Source organism: Streptomyces malachitofuscus (assembly GCF_055571035.1).
Genome location: NZ_JBVIGA010000015.1, coordinates 169,617 through 183,880 on the forward strand (window position 1 = coordinate 169,617; position 14,264 = coordinate 183,880).

The following is a 14,264-nucleotide window of genomic DNA, read 5'->3' on the forward strand; positions in this document are numbered from 1 at the left end:
GGTCCGGGGCTCCGGCCCCGGATCCCGCTCCTCATCCGGCAAGGGGGCTGGAGGCGAGGTCGTCGGGGCCGGCCGTGGTCGGTGTGGTGTGGCCCGACAGGGCCAGGGTGAGGTCGAGCTCTGCCAGCAGGCAGCGGATGACGTGTTCCACGCCCGCCTGGCCGTCCAGGCCCAGCCCGTAGACGTACGGGCGTCCCAGCAGCACCGCCCGTGCGCCGAGGGCGAGCGCCTTGAAGACGTCGTCGCCGGTGCGCACCCCACTGTCGAACAGCACGGTGAGCCGGTCGCCGACGGCGTCCACCACGCCGGGCAGGGCGTCCAGCGCCGCGACCGCCCCGGCCACCTGACGGCCGCCGTGGTTGGACACCACCACGCCGTCCATCCCGGCGTCGGCCGCGAGCCGGGCGTCGTCGGGATGGAGCACGCCCTTGAGGACGATCGGACCGTCCCAGTTCTCCCGCAGGAACGCCAGATCCGGCCAGGACTTGGCGGGGTCGGCGAACATGCCGACGAAGTGCATCACCGCCGCGTTCGGATCCTCCTGCACCGGCTTCGCCAGCCCGGCCGCGAACGCCGGGTCCGAGAAGTAGTTGGCGGTGCCCACCCCGTGCAGGAACGGCAGATACGCCTGGTCCAGGTCGCGCGGGCGCCAGGACAACAGGGGAGTGTCCAGGGTGACGACCAGCGCGGTGAACCCGGCCGCCTTCGCCCGGTGCAGGAAGCTCCGGGCCACCTCCACGTCCTTCGGCCAGTAGAGCTGGAACCAGCGTTCGGCCTCGCCCATCGCCTGCGCGACCTGCTCCATCGGTGTGCTGGACGCAGACGACAGGATGAAGGGAACCCCCTGCGCGGCAGCTGCCCGGGCGGCCGCGGACTCGGCGTCCGGATGCATGATCGACAGCACTCCGACCGGCGCCAGCGCCAGCGGCGCCGGCAGCGCGCGGCCCAGCACCTCCACCGACAGATCACGCTCGTGCACGTCCCGCAGCATGCGCGGCACGATCCGATGCCGTTCGAACGCGGCCCGGTTGGCGCGAGCGGTGCTGCCGTCCCCGGCGCTGCCGGCGACGTACCCGAACGGACCCGGGCCGAACCGCCGCTCGGCCATCTCCTCCAGTTGGCTCGGGTCGGTGGGCAGCCGGGGCACGGCGCCCGTCATCCCGTTCAGGTAGATCTCGTACTGGAAGTCGGACCAGTGCTTCGCCATCCGTCCCGCCTGTCTGCTCGGCCGTGTCGTCCCGACGCATACTGGCCGGTATGCGCGGCGTGCGTCCAGCGCGGGGTGACCGGGACTCCGGCGATGCTCAGCCGCCGTCGGCCGGCGGTCCGTCCTGCCGGGGCTCGCCGTCCGGCCCCTGGGCCCGCACCCGCTGGACGTGCTCCAGCGACTCCCGCAGCTCGGTGAGCCAGTCGTCGGTGTGCCGTTGCACCAGACGCACGCACCAGGCCAGCGCGTCGCTGCGGCTCCGGGCCACACCGCCCGCGATGAGGGTGTCGAGCACCTGACGCTCCGGCTGGCGCAGCCGGGTCATGACGGGCGCGGCGACATGGGTGAACAGGACGCGGCGGCCGTCGCACTCCACGCCCCAGGAGACCTTCCGGCCGAAGCGGTGCTCGGCGTCGCGTGCGACCGCGATCCGGTCCTCCCGGGTGCGCTCACGGAACTCCTGGACCCTGCCCTCGACCGCCGCCTCCCGTTCGGCCGGCGAGGTGTCCTCCGCGGACCCGGGGCCGGGTATGCGGCCGATCACCAGGATTTCCTCGCGGTCGACCGTGATCTCGGCCGGCTCTTCGAAGAGGCCGTCGGGAAGCCGGCCCGCGAACCAGCCCCGTAGTTGTTCTCGTTGCTCGCTCGTAATCATGTAATGACCATTACTCGCTTCTTCCATGAACACAAGGGGCCGCGGAACGGTCCGCCGACAGCAGAATCGGAATGTTTCAGGCCGATTAAGGAACCGCGGGTATTCGGCCATCTGGCCACTTCGCATATGCGACGGCCGCCCGGTTACCGGGTCGAGCCCGATCCGTTCTGTCACTTCACGCCACTGATTCAACACGCAATGTTACTGAAACGTGCATGGTCGACGTGAGTTTCCGCCGGGGACTCGGCAGACTCCGGCACGCCGGTTCGGCACCACCGAGCACGGGCCGGCGACCGACGAAACGAAGCGGAAGGATGCACACAATGCGGAACACCGCGCGCTGGGCCACCACCCTCGGCCTTACGGCCGCAGCCGTCTGCGCACCCCTGTCCGGGGCCGCGCTGGCTGCTCCGGGAGATGCCCCGTCCGCGCTCTACGCCCCCTCGGCCCTGGTACTCACCGTGGGCCACGGCGACAGCGCGGCGACCGTCACGCCGGAACGCGCGGTCACCTTGACCTGTGCCCCCGGCCCCTCGGGCACCCACCCGGCCGCCGCATCGGCCTGCGCGGACCTGAACGACGTCGGAGGCGACCTCGACGCCCTGACGATGCGAGAGGGCGTCTTCTGCACCAAGCAGTACGACCCGGTGCTCGTCACCGTCGACGGGGTGTGGCAGGGACAGCGCGTCTCCTACGAACGGATCTTCTCCAACATGTGCGTGATGAACGCTCACGGTTCGAGCGTCTTCGCGTTCTGAGACCGGGATCGCACGGTTCCCGTGACCGCGCGGCGGCCCGCAGACTTGGGGAGTGCGAGCCCCCTCGCGGAACGTGCGATCCCGCGCAAGGAGGCCGACGGGCGGAGTGGGGCCGCCCGCCGGCCTCCGGGCTTTTCAGCGACCGGGCGGACTCACGTCCGGTCGCGGTGACTGGTGTCGCACCACGGATAGCGCCGGCTGCGGCGACAGGTGCACAGCGCCACCCGGAAGCGGTCGGAGGACACCACCGTGCCGTCCTCCAGCTCCACCTCCACCGGCCCCTCCAACAGCAGCGGCCCCTTGCGCTGCACGGTGACGCGTCGCGGGGCGTCAGACGGGGAGTTCGGCACGGACCACCACCAGCTCTTCCTCGTTCTCCGCCGCGGGCAGCAGCCCTTGCCGCCGCAGCCACTGCTCCCGGTCCCGCAGCACCGGACCGAACGCGATGCGCCGGCGCCGGGTCACCGCGGCCTTCATCCCCGCCGTCCGCAGCCCGTCGAGCGTCAGTTCGGGATCGCTGAGCGCGGACTGCACCAGCAGCAGCACACCGCCGGGCCGCAGCAGCGCCGGAACCTCCCGGCAGATCCGGTCCAGGACGAGCCGCCCGTCGTCGCCCGCGTCCCAGGCCCGCGCCGGGCCGCGCGGCAGCCCGCGCCCCGCGGGAGCCGGGACGTACGGGGGATTGGCGAGGATCAGGTCGAACGTCCGGCCCCGCACCGGATCGAAGAGATTCCCGTGCCGGACCCGGACGGGCACACCGGCCCGCAGCGCGTTCAGCCGGGTCGCGCACACCGCACGCCACGACACGTCGACCGCGGTGACACGGCTGCCGCGCCGTGCGGCGGCCACCGCCAGCGCCCCGGAGCCGGTGCCCACGTCGAGCACGTCGGCTCCCGGAGCAACAGGTTCCTCGAGCAGGGCGCCGGCCAGCAGCGCGGTGTCCTCCTGGGGGGCGTACACGCCCGGTGGTACGAGTGATTTCACAGGCGGCCGAGTACCCCCGTGCTCAGGAGTTATGGGTGAACTCCTGGGGCAGGGGCGTGCGCAGGCAGGAGCGGCCCGCCCGCCAGTCGGCGAGCAGCCGGTCGCCGAGCAGATCCTCGGTGAACACCGTGGCGTCCACACCGAAGGCGATGTCCGGGGCGAGATACGGCTCGTCCTCCAGCAGACCGCCGATGACGTCGTGCCGCACCACCTGCTCGTGCACCGCGTCCGCCTCCACGTGCTCGTCGTAGAAGTGCTCGGCGGCGGGACCCGCGCCCGTCCGGCGCATCGCCTCCGCGAGCCGCCGGGAACCGGGTGAGGAAGTGATCTCGACCGTCGCGAAATGTCCCACCAGAGCGCCCCTGAGGGAGCGATGGAGACCGAAGAGCGACATGAGGTTCACCGTGACGAGGAGCTCCGCGCAGGCGGCGTCCAGGTAGCGGCCGTACGTCGTGTCCAGGCCGAGGTCCTCCATGAGGTCGGCGAACAGGCGGGCATGCACACGGTCGGCCCGGCCGCCGCCGTACTCGTCGAACTCCACCGCCGCCATCGCCGCCTTGGCCCGGCCGCGCAGCCGGGGCAGCACCCAGGCGTGCGGGTCGGCCTCCTTGAGGTGGTACAGCGAGCGCAGCGCGGCGTACTCGCGCAGCTGCCACAGCTCGCCCTTGTCGCGCAGGAAGTGACTGACGCCCGTGCCGTCCACCGGCTCCACCAGGATCCCGGCGAGCGCGTCGTCGACACCGTCGTGGCGCCGGGCGTCCGCGCGGAGCGCGGTGAGGAAGCGCCGTTCCAGGGCGGCACGGGTGCGCAGCAGCTCGGGCTCCCACTCCAGGTCGGCACGGACGCCGTCGAACCCCCGGTAGTGGAGCTCGTAACAGACGTACAGGGCGAGCTGGAGGTCGTCGCCGTACACGGGGGCGGCCGCGATGTCCTCCTCGGGAGGCAGCGGGCCGGCGCTGCGCAGATGGTTGACGACGGCCCGGCTGAGGGGGCCGCGCGGTTCGGGCAGCAGTGGTTCCGATCGGGGGTGTTCCATGCCGCCCGGGTACCCGGACGGCGCACGGACACCCGCGTGTGCGTGGCACCGGACGCCCTTCGGGGTATCCCATGTCGGCATGAAGGCATTGGTGATCAACTGCACCCTCAAGAAGTCACCGGAGACCTCCAACACCGAGGCGCTCTTCCGGACCGTCACCGAGCAACTGGAGAAGGAAGGGGTGAGCGTCGACGTCGTCCGCGCGGTGGACCTCGACATCGCTCCGGGCGTGGTCAGCGAGGCCGTGCACGAGGGCGACGACTGGCCGGACGTGCACGCGAGGATCCTGGAGTCCCGCATCCTCGTCATCGCCACACCGACCTGGCTCGGCCAGCCGTCGTCGGTCAGCAAACGGGTCCTGGAGCGGATGGACGCGATGCTGTCCGAGACGGACGGCGAGGGCCGCCCCGTCGCCTACAACCGGGTCGCCGGGGTGGTCGTCACCGGAAACGAGGACGGCGCGCACCACGTCATCAGCGAGATCACCGGCGGTCTGCAGGACATCGGGTACACCATCCCGGGCCAGGCGTGGACCTACTGGAACCAGGGCCCCGGCCCCGGACCGAGCTTCCTCGAGGGCGGCAGCGGCCACGACTGGTCCCGCAGGACGGGCCGTGCCATGGCCGCCAACCTGCTGGGCGTGGCCCGGGCCCTCGAGGCCCGTCCGCTCGGCCCGCCGCCGCAGTAGGAGGCCCCAGGGCCTGTTTCGTTCGGATCACCCTCCCACAGCCAGGCAGATCCGAACGCGCGGCCCTAGTCGCCCCGGGACTCCTCCTGGGCCTCGGTGTTGGGGGTGATGGCGTCGCCGGCCTCACCGCGGTGACCGCGGGAACCGGTGGAGGCCTGGTCGCGGCGTTCGGCCTCCTCGACCTCGCGCAGTACCTCCTCCACGGCCGACTCGGGCTCCTTGCGGTCGTCCTGCTCGGACACGGTGTCTCCTCTCGTCGTACGTCTCGGTCAGCCGCGCGCGGTGGCGATGCGCAGGGGCACGGGGTCGGTGGCGGCCGCCTCCTTCTCGTTGAGGCGGGTGATCTCCGCCCACCAGGACGGACCGTCCTCGATGTGGCGCAACAGCACCCCCTCGCGCAGCGCCCAGGGGCAGATCGTCACCGTGCGCAGGCCGGTCAGCTTCATCGCCGTGTGCGCCACCACCGCCCCCGCCAGGCTCTGCACGGAGCGCGGCGCGGAGATCCCGGGCAGCCTGGCGCGCTCGGCGGCGGGCAGGGCGGCCAGCTGGTCGATCGCCACCCGCAGGTCCTTGCTGGACAGCTCCCGCTCCACGAACGGTCCGTGCCGTCCGGGCGCCGCCCCGCACAGCCGCCCCAGCTGCTGGAAGGTGCGGGAGGTGGCGACCGCCGTGCGGGGGCCCTCCCAGCGGATCCGGGCCGCCGCGTCCCGCAGCTGGTGGCGCACCCGTCGGCGCAGGGCCCGTACCCGGTCGGGGGAGGGCGGGTCCTCCCGCTCGAAGTACTCGTGCGTCAGCCGCGCCGCACCCAGCGGCAGCGAGGCGGCGAAGTCGGGCAGCCTGCCGCGTCCGAAGGCGACCTCCAGTGACCCTCCGCCGATGTCCAGCAGCGCCAGCGGTCCGCAGCGCCAGCCCATCCAGCGGCGCGCCGCGAGGAACGTGAGCTCCGCCTCGACCTCGCCCGGCAGGGTGCACAGGTCGACACCCGTCCGCTCCCGGACCGTGCGCAGCACCTCCTGCCGATTGGGGGCGCCGCGCACCACGGCCGTCGCGAAGGCCAGGGGGCCCGTCGCGCCCCAGCGCGCGGCGGTCCTGTTCGCCGCGGCCACGGCGTCCACCAGGTCCTCAACGGCCTGCTCCGGCACCGGCCCACCCGGCGTGACCTGCTCGGACAGCCGCAGTCGCCATTTGGCGGTGTGCACCGGAAGGGGTGCACCGCCCTCGGTGTCCGACACGACGAGTCTGACGGTCTTCGATCCGACGTCCACCACGCTGGTTCGCATGGCCCGTGGGTACCCACTTACCGCGCGGACCAACGGACGGGCCGCCGAGGACGGCGAAGACACGCCACCGACGCCGCCGGGCCGCATGGAGACCCGAACCCCATGTATTCCTTGACAGGAATATAACTGCAGAGGCATATTGGAGCCATGTCCGACGCCCTCTGGGCCGCCCTCGCCGATCCGCACCGGCGGGCCATCGTCGCCCTGCTCCTCGAGCGGCCGAGGTCCGTGGGCGAGATCGCGCAGGCGCGCGGCCTGAGCCAGCCCAGCGCCTCCAAGCACCTGAAGGTGCTCCGGGAGGCGGGCCTGGTCCGGGTACGGCAGGACGCGCAGCGCCGCGTCCACGCCCTCGACCCCGCCCCGATGGCCTCCCTCGACGCCTGGCTCGCCCCGTACCGCAAGCTGTGGAACGAGAGCCTCGACGCGCTGGGCCGCCGCCTCGACGAGCGGCCGGACACCACCGGCACTCCCGCACCGAAGGACTGATCCCCATGCCCGCCGAGCCCACCGGCACCTTCCTCACCCTGGACGACGGACGCCCGGCCGTCCGCTTCACCCGCGAGTACGACCACCCCGTCGACCGGGTCTGGCAGTTCGTCACCGACCCCGACGAACTGGCCCACTGGTTCCCCTCCCGCGCCGAGATCGAGCTGCGCCCCGGCGGCACCGTGTCCTTCAGCGGCGACCCCGCCCTTGCCGACACCACCGGCCGGGTCATCGCCGTGGACGCGCCCCGCCACCTGTCCTTCACCTGGGAGGAGGACGAGCTCCACTTCGACCTGGAGGACCTCACGGACAAGCGCACCCGCTTCACCCTCACCAACGTCCTCGGCGCCGGGGACACCGCCGCCCGCAACAGCGCCGGCTGGGACGTGTGCCTCGCCGCGCTGGACGCGTGGGCCAGGGGCGAGCGGTTCGAGGGGCCGCACGCGGGGGCCGGGGCCCCGTGGCAGGACCTGTACGCGGCCTACGTCTCGGCGGGCGTGCCCTCCGGCGCTCCCGTGCCGGGCATGGACGCCTAGGAGGGCACCCGGCTCACGCCAGCTGGCGCCGCACCAGCTCGTGCAGGCGTCCGCCGGTGTCGGCGAGGAGCTGGGCGGGCGGACCCTGCTGGACCACCTTGCCGCCCTCCATCACCACCACCCGGTCCGCGTCCAGAACCGTCGACAGCCGGTGCGCGATCACGATCCGCGTCGCCCTCAGGGCCTTGGTGCTCTCGATCACCGTGCGCTGCGTCTCGTTGTCCAGGGCGCTGGTCGCCTCGTCGAAGAAGAGGATCCGCGGCCGGCGGATCAGCGCCTGGGCGATCATCAGCCGCTGCCGCTGACCGCCGGAGACAGCACCGCTGCCGGACACGATGGTGTGCAGCCCCATCGGCATCCGCCGGATGTCCTCGGCCAGCCCGGCCATCTCCGCCGCCGCCATCGCCTCCTCGGGGGTGTACGGCTCGGTCCCGCAGATGACGTCCAGGATGGACCCGGTGAACGGCTGGGCGTGCTGAAGCACCACACCGCACTGCCGGCGCACCGCCGACTGGTCGAGCGCGGCCAGGTCCTGGCCGTCGTAGAGCACACTGCCGGACAACGGCCGGTCGAACCCGATCAGCAGCCGCAGCAGCGTGGACTTGCCGCAGCCGCTCGGGCCGACCACCGCCACGAACTCGCCCGGCCGTGCCTCGAACGACACGTCGTCCAGGACCAGCGGCCCGTCGTCGGAGTAGCGGAAGGACAGCCGCCGCGCCTCGACGGCGCCGGACAGCGGACCCGGCCGGGTGCTGGCCGCCCGCACCTCCGGCGTGGCGTCGAGCACCGGCCTGATCTGCTCGAACAGCGGCAGCGCCGCGACCGCCGACACGAACGCGCCGGTCAGCTGGGTGACCGAGGTCAGAACCATCGTCACCGACGTGTTGAACGTGAGGAACTCCGCCGCCGTCATCGAGCCGCGCGCCGGTCCCGCCAGCAGCATGAACATCGCCAGGGTGACCAGCGGCAGATAGACCGCGCCCAGCACCGCCGTCAGATTCTTGATCCGGCCGGCCTTCTGCTGGAGCTCGCGGCTGCGGGCGAACTGGGACGCCCACGCGGCGTACGCGTAGTTCTCCGCCGCCGCCACCCGTAGCTTCGGCAAGCCGCGCAGCGTCTGGAACGCCTGGTTGTTCAGCTTGTTGGTGAGCACCACCAGGTGCCGCTGCCAGCGCACCTGCCACAGCCCGAGCCCCAGGAACACGCCGGCGATGACGACCAGCATCCCGATCGCGGCCAGCGCCATCGGCACGCTGAACCACAGCAGCAGCCCCAGGTTCACCGCCCCCACGGTGACCGACTGGGTCACCGTGGGCCCCACGCCGGCCAGGAGCCGGCGGATCGCGCTGATGCCCATCGCCGCGCTCGCCAGCTCACCGGTGGAGCGTTCCGTGAAGAACTTGGTCGGCAGCCGCAGCAGCCTGTCCCAGACGGCCGGCTGGAGGGTGGCCTCCACCCGGCCCTCCAGACGCAGCAGGGTGAGGTTCTGCAGCAGCATGAAGGCGGCGGCCACGACACTTCCGATGATCACCGCGAGACACAGCTGCACGATCAGTTCGGTCTGCGCCGTCGGCACGAACTCGCCGAGCACCTTGCCGGTCGCGAGCGGCACCAGGGCCCCGATCGCCACCGTCACCAGGCCGCTCAGCAGCAGACCGGTCAGATCGCCCCGCGTACCCGTCATACAGAACCGCAGCAGCCGCAGCGGGCTCAGCCGCCGCTCGGGCAGCGGGCGGTAGAACATCACCGCGCGGGGTTCGAACTCCTCGGCGTTCGCCTTCTCGACCGGCGTCTCCCGGCCGGTCGCCGGATGCACCGCCACATAGCCGCCGCGCCGCCACAGCAGCGCCACGGGAGCGCCCGACAGCGCGCGGTGACCCACCAGCGGACCGACGTCGTCCCGCCACCACCGGCCGTCCAGCCGTACGACACGGGTGCGCACCCGGGACGCCAGGGCGATCTGCTCGACCGGATCGAGCCGGTCCCCGCCGGTCCCGGACTGCGCGGGCGCGGCGAGCGGAATGCCGGCCGCCCGGGCCACCAGCCTGCACGCCGCGTACGTGGCGTCCGCGTCGGCCGCCGTCGTACGCTGCCCGGACCGCTTGCCGATCGCCGCCAGCAGCGTCCGGTCGGCCTGGGCCCGCACCGCCTCGCCGGCCCTGATGCCCTCGGCGGTCCGGGTCTCGTGGGTCTGCTCCAGCTGCTCGATCCACCGGTCGAGCGTGGTCATCAGCCGGTACTGCTGGTCGACCATGCTCTGCCACAGCGCGGGATCCATCAGCAGATCGGCCGCCGCCTCCGCCCCGTACAGCGAGCCGTACTGCGCACTGCCCGGGGGGACCTGCATCCAGAACACGTCGTCGTCGGTGGGGGCCGTGGCCCGTTCCGTCGCCATCGGCGCCTGGAACAGCACCGACAGGCTCCGTCCCACACCCAGCGCCAGGGCGTACTCCAGCGGGCTCGTCGTCGGCGGCACGTACTGCGGGTTGCCGTACTCGTCGTACGACCAGGTCTGGGTGCTCGCCGGCTGGTACAGCTCGCGCAGGCCGATGCGGTGCACCACGCAGTCCCGCAGTGGACGCGCCACCAGCGTGTGCGCCGGACCGGCCACCGGGCCCAGCACCAGCGAACCCGCCTCCAGCCGGCCCAGGTGGTGCCAGTGGCCCTGCTGCCCAGCGTCGACCGCGAACAGGTCCACGGCGCCGGACGCGATCAGCCACAGCGTCTGGGGCCCCTCCAGGTCCAGCCGGCCGAACCCGGAGCAGTCGATCGGCGTGCCCAGCGACCCGAGCGCGCCCAGGACGAGGTCGCCGCCCTGACCCTCGTGCACGGCTGTCATCTCATCGCTCCCTGACCAGTGCCGCGTACGCGCCGCCGCGCGCCACCAGCTCCTCGTGCCGCCCGCGCTCCACGACCGTGCCCTGGTCCAGCACGACGATCTCGTCGCTGTCGCGCACCGTGCTCAGCCGGTGCGCGATCACCACGCACGCGCAGCCGCGCCGGCGCAGATTGTCCATCACGGTCAGCTCGGTCTCGGCGTCCAGCGCGCTGGTCACCTCGTCCAGCACCAGGATGCTCGGCCGGCGCACCAGCGCCCGCGCGATCTCCAGGCGCTGGCGCTGACCGCCGGAGAAGTTCCGGCCGTCCTGCTCGACCGGACTGTGGATGCCGCCCGGCCGGCGCACGATCACGTCCCACAGCGCCGCGTCCTTGAGCGCCTCCACCACGGCCTCGTCCGGGATCGACGGGTCCCACAGCGCCACGTTGTCGCGGACGGTCCCCTCGAACAGGAACACGTCCTGGTCGACGAAGGAGACGGACGCCGCCAGCGCCCCGCGCGGAATGTCCTCGATGCGCTGTCCGTCGATCCGGATCACACCCTCCCAGGGCGCGTACAGACCCGAGATCAGCCGCGACACCGTGGACTTGCCGCTGCCGGAACCACCCACCAGCGCCACCTGCTGTCCGGGGCCCACGGTCAGGTCGAAGCCGGTCAGCAGCGGCTTGTCCAGCGGGTTGTAGCCGAAGCTGAGATTCTGCAGTTCGACATGGCCGTGCAGACGGCGGGTCGACTCGCCGGCGCCGGGACGGCCGTAGAGCGGGTCGGTCCGGAAGCTCTCCACGTCCTTCAGCCGGGCCACGTCCGCGGCGAAGTCCTGGATCCGGCCGGCGACGCCGTTGAGCCGGGTCAGCGGGGCGGTGAACCGGGTGACGAGCGCCTGGAAGGCCACCAGCAGACCGACCGAGATGTGCCCCTCGACCGCCCGCATGCCGCCGATCCACAGGATGAGCGCGCTGTTGAGCGTGGCGAGCGTCGGGGCGACGATGCCGAGCCACGCGCTCGGCACGCCGAGCCGCTGCTGTTCCTCCAGGGTGGTCGCGTGCTGCCCGGCCCACTTGCGGAAGTAGCCGTCCTCGCCGCCGGTCGCCTTCAACGTCTCGATCAGCTGCAGCCCCGTGTACGCCGTGTTGGTGAGCCGCGCCGTGTCCGCCCGCAGCTTCGCCGTACGGGTCGCGCGCAGCCGGATGACGACCCGCATCGCCACGATGTTCAGCAGCGCCACCCCGATGCCCACGAAGGTCAGCTGCGGGTCGTAGCTGTACAGCAGCACCGCGTACAGCATGACCACCACGGCGTCCACGCCGGCCGACGACAGGTCGCGGGCCAGCGTCTCGGCCACCGCGTCGTTGGACTGCAGGCGCTGCACCAGGTCGGCCGGGCTGCGCTGGGCGAAGAACGTCACCGGCAGCCGCAGCAGATGGCGCAGGAAGCGGGCGCTGGACAGCGTCGACGAGATCAGCCGGCCGCGCAGCAGGTTGCCCTGCTGGAGCCAGGTCAGCACCAGCGTCAGCAGCACGCACGCGCCCATCGACGTGAACAGCACGTCCAGCGTCGAGGTCCGCCCGCCGATCAGGAAGTCGTCGATGAAGGTCCGGCTGAGCCCGGGCACCGCCGCGCCCACCGCCACCAGCAGCAGGCTCGACAGCACCACGGCGGGCAGGGTGCCCGCCGTGCCGCGCAGCCGGGCCGGCATCGCACCGAGCACGCCCGGCTTGCGGCCGCCCCGGGTGAAGTCCTCGCCGGGCTCCATCACCAGCACGACACCCGTGAAGCTGCCGTCGAACTCCTCCAGGGGGACGAACCGCCGCCCCTTGCCGGGGTCGTTGACGTACACCCCGCGCCGGCCGAACCGGCGGCCCATGCCGTCGTAGACGACGTAGTGGTTGAACTCCCAGAACAGGATGGCCGGCGCCGTCACCTCGGCGAGGGCGGCCAGGTCCATCTGCATGCCCTTGGCGGTCAGTCCGTAACTGCGCGCCGCCTTGAGCAGATTGCTGGCGCGTGAGCCGTCCCGCGAGACACCGCAGGCGATGCGCAGTTCCTCCAGCGGGACGTGGCGGCCGTAGTGGCCGAGCACCATCGCGAGCGAGGCGGCACCGCACTCCACGGCCTCCATCTGGAGCACGGTGGGGGTACGGACGGTCCTGGCCCGCGACTTGGGCACGGTGCGCCTGGGCGGGGCGGCACGTCGCCTGCCGCGGGTCTCCTGCGCGGTGCTCACGGCAGCAGCCAGTCGACGGGGCGCCGGTCGGCCAGCCGGATCGACGCCGAGGCGAGGGTCATCGAGGTCAGCGCGAACGGCGGCCCCTCCGCGGAGGACCACGCGTAACCGCTCTCCGTGGCGGACGACTTCTCCAACTCGACCGTGACGGCCACCGGTCTGCCCTTCTTCGTGAACTGCTCGCCCAGTTGGGCGTCCCCGAGGAACGCGGCGATCTGCTGGGCGGACTGGGGCGAACGGTCCACCGTCCTCACCTCACCGTGCAGCACGCCGTACTCCTGGCTCGGCACCGACTGAACGGTCAGGTCGACGGAGGCATCGGCGGGGATGCCGGCGGCGCTCTCGGCGGGGACGTACACCGTGGCGTACAGGGGTGCCTTGCCGCCGGTGACCTTCTCCACGGCGGCGACGTTCGCCCCGGTGCCGATGATCTGGCCGGTGCTGGCGGCGAGCGCGCTGATCCGGCCCGCGTCGAGGGTGCGGACGACCGTGTCGCCGCGCTCGGTGCGCACCTTCAGAACGGGGGAGCCGGCGGGCAGCCGCTCGCCCTCCTTCGCGAGAACAGCGGTGACCTGGCCGGCCACGGGGCTCTGCAGGACGTAACTGCCCTGCCCGTATGTGAGAACGGCGGGCGCGCCGACCGTGGAGGACACCGATCCGGTCAGCGCCCACACCGAGGCGGCCGCCATCGCGATCACTGTCACGGACAGCACCAGCCAGCCCTGCGGGCGGGCGAAGCGCACCGGGAGATCGAGCTCCTCCGGTGACTGGAGCTTGGCGAGGGCCTGTTGGCGGAACTGCACGGGTCTTCCCTCACCTGGACGAACTGTGCGAACTGTGCGATGTGACGGGGAGGCAGCGGCCGCACCACAGAGTCCCGGAGCCGGGGCGGCTCCGGGACTCGGCGACGCAAGGGCGCGATCAGAGACCGGCGACCAGGTTCGTGACCGGGGCGGTGTTCAGGCCGGTGACACCCTCGACGGTGCCGACGGCCGTGTCGACCAGGGCGGAAACCGGGGCGATGCCGTCCACCGCGCCCGTCAGGGTGTTCACGGCGTTCACGGACAGGCCGCCGGAGACGTTGTCGAGGTCGGCGTCGGAGATCTCGACGGTCTCGACCTGGGGGGTGGAGTTCATGTGGGAACTTCCCTTCGTATGGAATTTCACAAGGGGGGAGCGGCCTCCTCCGGTGACAGATGAAGGCCGCGACCGCGGGCGCCGGACGCCCGTCGCCGGGAGCCCGGAACGGCCTTGCGGTGCGATGGATCAAAGCACGCTGCGGGTGCGGGCTTCCAATCAATCAAACGTCTCACCAGGCAACTTGCGCCCCACGGGCGCTCAAGCGTGCAGACGAGGGCACGGGTCGGCGGCGAGTTCTTCACATGCCCCACCGCATCGCCTCATCCGGCCACTTGCGGCCCCCTGGCCGGAATCCGGCACACCGGCCGCAAAGGCGTGTCCCGGTCGGCCGGCGTGTGGATGAACTCCGGCTCCGGTGACCGGGTTGGGCATTCGCTGTGCAGATTCGCTGAAGCCGGGATTCCGCTCCGGGGTCACCACGCGCCGCGCAC

Annotated in this window: 15 protein-coding genes; 4 read left to right on the forward strand and 11 right to left on the reverse strand. The window is 72.2% G+C overall.

Annotated features, from left to right (window positions below; all coding sequences use genetic code 11):
- Positions 1-31: 31 nt before the first annotated feature.
- On the reverse strand, positions 32-1,207 hold the full coding sequence (locus ACZ44S_RS22685; RefSeq protein ID WP_466931787.1) for a lactate 2-monooxygenase: 1,176 nt from the start codon (positions 1,205-1,207) through the stop codon (positions 32-34).
- Positions 1,208-1,304: 97 nt separating this feature from the next.
- Positions 1,305-1,862, reverse strand: coding sequence for a hypothetical protein (locus tag ACZ44S_RS22690; RefSeq protein ID WP_466931789.1), 558 nt, complete (start codon positions 1,860-1,862; stop codon positions 1,305-1,307).
- 323 nt (positions 1,863-2,185) lie between these two features.
- Between ACZ44S_RS22690 and ACZ44S_RS22695 the strand changes: the two genes are divergently transcribed.
- Positions 2,186-2,620, forward strand: a complete 435-nt coding sequence (locus ACZ44S_RS22695; protein WP_466931791.1) for a protease inhibitor — start codon at positions 2,186-2,188, stop codon at positions 2,618-2,620.
- Positions 2,621-2,772: 152 nt separating this feature from the next.
- Here the strand turns inward: ACZ44S_RS22695 and ACZ44S_RS22700 are convergent, their stop codons facing one another.
- From ACZ44S_RS22700 to ACZ44S_RS22710, 3 genes are read right to left on the reverse strand one after another with little or no spacing between them, the layout of a single operon-like run.
- Positions 2,773-2,970: a CDGSH iron-sulfur domain-containing protein gene (locus ACZ44S_RS22700; RefSeq protein ID WP_466931793.1), complete on the reverse strand. Its 198-nt coding sequence runs from the start codon at positions 2,968-2,970 to the stop codon at positions 2,773-2,775.
- Positions 2,951-3,604, reverse strand: a complete 654-nt coding sequence (locus ACZ44S_RS22705; protein WP_466931795.1) for a HemK2/MTQ2 family protein methyltransferase — start codon at positions 3,602-3,604, stop codon at positions 2,951-2,953. Before ACZ44S_RS22705 ends, ACZ44S_RS22700 begins: the two co-directional genes overlap by 20 nt.
- A gap of 22 nt (positions 3,605-3,626) precedes the next feature.
- The gene (locus ACZ44S_RS22710; RefSeq protein WP_466931797.1) at positions 3,627-4,640 is read right to left on the reverse strand and encodes an iron-containing redox enzyme family protein; all 1,014 of its coding nucleotides are present in this window, start codon (positions 4,638-4,640) and stop codon (positions 3,627-3,629) included.
- 79 nt (positions 4,641-4,719) lie between these two features.
- Here ACZ44S_RS22710 and ACZ44S_RS22715 point away from each other — a divergent pair, with 79 nt between their 5' ends.
- Positions 4,720-5,328 carry a flavodoxin family protein gene (locus ACZ44S_RS22715; protein WP_466931799.1) on the forward strand — a complete coding sequence of 203 codons (609 nt, stop codon included), beginning with the start codon at positions 4,720-4,722 and terminating at the stop codon, positions 5,326-5,328.
- A 65-nt stretch (positions 5,329-5,393) separates the two neighbouring features.
- On the opposite strand, the gene ACZ44S_RS22720 is transcribed toward ACZ44S_RS22715, so the two are convergent.
- On the reverse strand, positions 5,394-5,570 hold the full coding sequence (locus tag ACZ44S_RS22720) for a hypothetical protein (protein ID WP_466931801.1): 177 nt from the start codon (positions 5,568-5,570) through the stop codon (positions 5,394-5,396).
- Positions 5,571-5,597: 27 nt separating this feature from the next.
- Complete coding sequence (locus tag ACZ44S_RS22725; RefSeq protein ID WP_466931803.1) at positions 5,598-6,608, reverse strand: Ppx/GppA family phosphatase; 1,011 nt, start codon at positions 6,606-6,608, stop codon at positions 5,598-5,600.
- 147 nt (positions 6,609-6,755) lie between these two features.
- On the opposite strand from ACZ44S_RS22725, the gene ACZ44S_RS22730 reads away from it, so the two are divergent.
- Both ACZ44S_RS22730 and ACZ44S_RS22735 read left to right on the forward strand, forming a co-directional pair.
- The gene (locus tag ACZ44S_RS22730; RefSeq protein WP_466931804.1) at positions 6,756-7,094 is read left to right on the forward strand and encodes an ArsR/SmtB family transcription factor; all 339 of its coding nucleotides are present in this window, start codon (positions 6,756-6,758) and stop codon (positions 7,092-7,094) included.
- Positions 7,095-7,099: 5 nt separating this feature from the next.
- Positions 7,100-7,630, forward strand: coding sequence for an SRPBCC family protein (locus ACZ44S_RS22735; RefSeq protein ID WP_466931806.1), 531 nt, complete (start codon positions 7,100-7,102; stop codon positions 7,628-7,630).
- 13 nt (positions 7,631-7,643) lie between these two features.
- Here ACZ44S_RS22735 and ACZ44S_RS22740 read toward each other — a convergent pair whose 3' ends face one another.
- From ACZ44S_RS22740 to ACZ44S_RS22755, 4 genes are all read right to left on the reverse strand, one after another.
- Positions 7,644-10,469: an NHLP bacteriocin export ABC transporter permease/ATPase subunit gene (locus ACZ44S_RS22740; protein WP_466931808.1), complete on the reverse strand. Its 2,826-nt coding sequence runs from the start codon at positions 10,467-10,469 to the stop codon at positions 7,644-7,646.
- Between the two features lies 1 nt (position 10,470).
- Positions 10,471-12,693 (reverse strand): NHLP family bacteriocin export ABC transporter peptidase/permease/ATPase subunit, encoded by a 2,223-nt coding sequence (locus ACZ44S_RS22745; protein ID WP_466931810.1) that lies wholly within the window; start codon positions 12,691-12,693, stop codon positions 10,471-10,473.
- On the reverse strand, positions 12,690-13,496 hold the full coding sequence (locus ACZ44S_RS22750) for a hypothetical protein (protein WP_466931812.1): 807 nt from the start codon (positions 13,494-13,496) through the stop codon (positions 12,690-12,692). Before ACZ44S_RS22750 ends, ACZ44S_RS22745 begins: the two co-directional genes overlap by 4 nt.
- Before the next feature lie 118 nt (positions 13,497-13,614).
- Entirely contained in the window at positions 13,615-13,830 is a 216-nt protein-coding gene (locus tag ACZ44S_RS22755) for a type A2 lantipeptide (RefSeq protein WP_384723331.1), read from the reverse strand.
- Between the last annotated feature and the right edge of the window lie 434 nt (positions 13,831-14,264).